5 protein-coding genes are annotated in these 2,483 nt (G+C 64.9%); all 5 read right to left on the bottom strand.

The genetic code is table 11. The annotated features are described in order from the left end of the window. Positions 1 to 532, bottom strand: a 532-nt coding sequence (gene rpsE, locus ACIRS4_RS36185) for a 30S ribosomal protein S5 (protein WP_404204196.1), incomplete at its 3' end; no start/stop codon positions are given. Between the two features lie 31 nt (positions 533 to 563). Further along, positions 564 to 971, bottom strand: a complete 408-nt coding sequence (gene rplR / locus ACIRS4_RS36180) for a 50S ribosomal protein L18 (RefSeq protein ID WP_357089108.1) — start codon at positions 969 to 971, stop codon at positions 564 to 566. A 3-nt stretch (positions 972 to 974) separates the two neighbouring features. Then, a complete protein-coding gene (gene rplF, locus ACIRS4_RS36175; RefSeq protein WP_357089111.1) occupies positions 975 to 1,514 on the bottom strand; it encodes a 50S ribosomal protein L6 in 540 nt (179 codons plus the stop codon). A 14-nt stretch (positions 1,515 to 1,528) separates the two neighbouring features. Then, positions 1,529 to 1,927 (bottom strand): 30S ribosomal protein S8, encoded by a 399-nt coding sequence (gene rpsH / locus ACIRS4_RS36170; protein WP_213558035.1) that lies wholly within the window; start codon positions 1,925 to 1,927, stop codon positions 1,529 to 1,531. 229 nt (positions 1,928 to 2,156) lie between these two features. Next, positions 2,157 to 2,483 (bottom strand): hypothetical protein (locus ACIRS4_RS36165; protein ID WP_404204192.1); only part of this gene is annotated, 327 nt, incomplete at its 5' end.

Here is a 2,483-nt window from a genome sequence, read left to right as displayed (position 1 = left end):
CAACCGTGGCGTGCACGACGTTGATGGCGTTGTCGCTACCGAGCGACTTGGCCAGAACATCATGGATGCCGGCGCACTCCAGAACGGCACGGCACGCGCCACCGGCGATCACACCGGTACCGGGCGAAGCCGGACGCAGCATGACGACACCGGCAGCCGCCTCACCCTGAACCGGGTGGGTGACCGTGGAGCCGATCATCGGAACGCGGAAGAAGTTCTTGCGAGCCTCTTCGACACCCTTCTGGATGGCCGCGGGAACTTCCTTGGCCTTGCCGTAGCCGACGCCGACGAGACCGTTGCCGTCACCGACGATCACGAGGGCGGTGAAGCTGAAGCGACGACCACCCTTCACGACCTTGGAGACGCGGTTGATCGCGACGACGCGCTCGAGCTGGTTCTTCTCGGCGGCATTGTCCCGACGATTGTCGTCGCGACGGCCACGACCGCCACCACGCTGATCGCGGTTGTCGCTGCCACTGTTCTGTCCGGCGGGACCGTTGCTTCCGCCGTCACGCCGCTGACGTCCCGGCATCAGACGTTCCCTTCGTTCGCAGTGTTGATCATCAGAACTTCAGCCCACCTTCACGGGCGGCGTCGGCGAGAGCCGCGATACGGCCGTGGTAGTCGTGACCACCACGGTCGAACACGACCGCCTCGACGCCGGCAGCCTTGGCGCGGGCGGCGATGAGCTCGCCGACCTTGGCGCCCTTGGCGGACTTGTCACCCTCGAGCGCACGCACATCGGCCTCGATGGTCGACGCGGCGGCAATGGTCTTGCCGGCCGAATCGTCGATCAGCTGGGCGTGCAGGTGGCGCGCGGAGCGGTTGACCACCAGGCGCGGACGCTCGGTGGTGCCGACGACCTTCTTGCGCAGACGGAAGTGACGACGCGTCTTCGACAGGCGGCGCGAGGTCGAGGCGTCCTTGCCGATCGGCTTACGAGCGGCCTTCTGCTTTTCGGTTTGTGCCATGGCTTACTTACCCGTCTTTCCGACCTTGCGGCGAACGACCTCGCCGGCGTAGCGGATGCCCTTGCCCTTGTACGGATCGGGCTTACGCAGGCCGTGGATCACCGCGGCGATCTGGCCGACCTTCTGCTTGTCGATGCCGGACACCGAGAACTTGGTCGGGGACTCCACCGCGAAGGTGATGCCCTCGGGGGCGTCGACCGGAACCGGGTGCGAGTAACCCAGGGCGAACTCGAGGTTCGAGCCCTTGGCCGCCACGCGGTAACCGACGCCGAAGATTTCCATCTTCTTCTCGTAACCCTTGGTGACGCCCTCGATCATGTTGCTGATCAGGGTGCGGGTCAGGCCGTGCAGCGAGCGGTTCTGACGCTCGTCGTTCGGACGAACGACCTCGAGCTCACCGGACTCCGCCTTGACGACGGTGATCGGCTCGGCGACAACGTGGGACAGGGTGCCCTTGGAACCCTTGACCGACACGTTCTGGCCGTCGATGGTCACCTCGACGCCGGCGGGAACCGGGATCGGCTTCTTACCGATACGCGACATTGTTCCTACCTCCCTTACCAGACGTAGGCGAGGACTTCGCCGCCCACGCCCTGCTGCTTGGCCTGACGGTCAGTGAGCAGACCGGAGGACGTGGAGATAATCGCCACGCCGAGGCCGCCGAGCACCTTGGGCAGGTTGGTGGACTTCGCGTAAACCCGGAGGCCCGGCTTCGACACGCGGCGCACACCCTGCAGGGAGCGCTCGCGGCTCGGGCCGTACTTCAGGTCGACGATCAGGTTCTTGCCGACGGGGGCGTCTTCGACGCGGAAGTCGGCGATGTAGCCCTCGCGCTTGAGGATCTCGGCGATGTTCACCTTGAGCTTCGAGTGCGGCGCCTTCACCTGATCGTGGTACGCCGAGTTGGCGTTGCGCAGACGGGTCAAGAAGTCTGCGATGGGATCAGTCATGGTCATGTGTTTGACCGGTACCTTCCTGCCGCGGTTCCCATTCAGCACCGTCTGAGATCGGCGGTCGTGGGCCTACGACAATTGGGGCGGTCCAGCCGGGAACGCCCGACCGGATCAATCGCTTGCGCCCGGAGCAACGCCGCACGCGAGGACGCGTGCGGACACAGCTGTGCCCGAGCAACCGGTCTAGTGTAGACAACCCCTGATCAGCGACCAAATCGAGGTCCGCGTCACATCAACGCGGCGACCCGAGGCAGTAGACCTTCGGCATGATCTCGCCGGCCTGTTGATAGGAGTAGCTCGCGATGGAGCCCGCGACGCGGTCGCAGAGGGATTTGTCGAAAACCGAGCTGAGGATCTTGTACTTCGCGTCGGGCGCGGTGCAGCCGGTGATCTCGACGTCGTTGGCGCCGGTCTTCTTCAGGCAGTCGCCGACCTTGGCGTTGTCGATCGTGCGGGTGGCGTCGGAATCCTTTGCGATCAAACAGAATACGATGCCGGTCCCGAACGCCCCGATGCCCTTCTTGGCCTTGAGCAGGTAGCTGTAGGTGGTCTGCGTGCC

It is taken from the genome of Streptomyces sp. NPDC101166 (genome assembly GCF_044768125.1).
Classification (GTDB): Bacteria; Actinomycetota; Actinomycetes; order Streptomycetales; family Streptomycetaceae; genus Streptomyces.
The sequence above is the reverse complement of the archived record's forward strand: the minus strand, read 5'-3'. Positions and strand labels throughout refer to the sequence as shown.